The sequence below is a fragment of the Candidatus Methylomirabilota bacterium genome (assembly GCA_028870115.1).
Lineage (GTDB): Bacteria > Methylomirabilota > Methylomirabilia > Methylomirabilales > Methylomirabilaceae > Methylomirabilis.
Window position 1 is genome coordinate 1 of record JAGWQH010000108.1, and the last position, 1087, is coordinate 1087.

General features: G+C 62.9%; 1 protein-coding gene. It reads left to right on the forward strand.

Going from position 1 to position 1087, the window contains the following annotated elements:
- Positions 1-1087, forward strand: a 1087-nt coding sequence (locus KGL31_13570) for an ABC transporter permease (protein ID MDE2322920.1), incomplete at both ends; no start/stop codon positions are given.

The following is a 1087-nucleotide window of genomic DNA, read 5'->3' on the forward strand; positions in this document are numbered from 1 at the left end:
CACTGCTGGTCAGTCTCTTCCTGGTTTACAATGCCGTCTCTCTTTCGGTCCTGGAGCGTCGGCGTCAGATCGGAATCCTCCGTTCACTCGGGCTCACGCGCCGTGTAGTGGCCGTCCTCTTCGCCGTAGAAGGAATGGCGCTGGGGCTCCTGGGCTCGCTGCTCGGGGTCGGTGGGGGGTTGTGGCTTGGCGGGGTACTCCTGCAGAGCGTCTCAAGGACGGTCTCGACCCTGTATGCCTACCTCCGGGTAGAAGAAGTCGAGGTCGGTCCGGTCCTTCTGCTTGCAACGCTGGGATTGGGAACTGCCTGCGCGCTGTTGGCCTCCCTCGCGCCTGCCTTTGCGGCGAGCCGGATCGTGCCAAAGGACGTAATGCACATCGGTTCCTTCGAAAGGACCTGGACGCGCCGTTCCCTGCTCGTACTCCTGTACGGCTTCCTGCTGCTCACCGCCTCTTTCCTGTTGACCCGCCCGGGTCCGGTTGGTGGTGCGCCCCTCTTCGGCTATCTCTCTCTGGCCTGCCTCATCTTTGGGGTAGCATGCTTCACTCCCCAACTCTTGCGCTTTACCGGGGCAGGCATTCATTCCCTCTGTGGGGGGAGGCGGGCTCCACTGCTTACGATTGCGGCCGGCAACCTCTCTTCACAGATCGGACGGAGTGCGGTCGCGGTCGCTGCGATGATGACCGCCATTGCAATGCTGGTTGGGCTGACCCTCATGATCGGCAGCTTCCGGCGAACGGTGGAGCTGTGGGTGGAACAGACGATCAGGGCCGACATCATGGTGTCGCCGGCCGCCCGCTTCGTGAAAGGCAGCCAGGCAAGGCTTCTGGACACCTTTATCGAAGGTGCCGCTCGGATCCAAGGGATCGCTGCTCTTGACTCGTTCATCGGCACGCGTGTCGAGCTACTGGGGCAGGAGGGATTGCTCGCAGCGGGGGATTTCGCGGTGGTGGCGCGATACGGCAAGCTCCTGTTCAGGAGGGGGGAGTCGGCCACGATCCTTCAGCGTGCAAAGGCTGAGGGTGGGGTCATCATCTCAGAGAGTCTCGCGCTGTCCAGAGGACTCACCGAGGGGGACCGATTGCC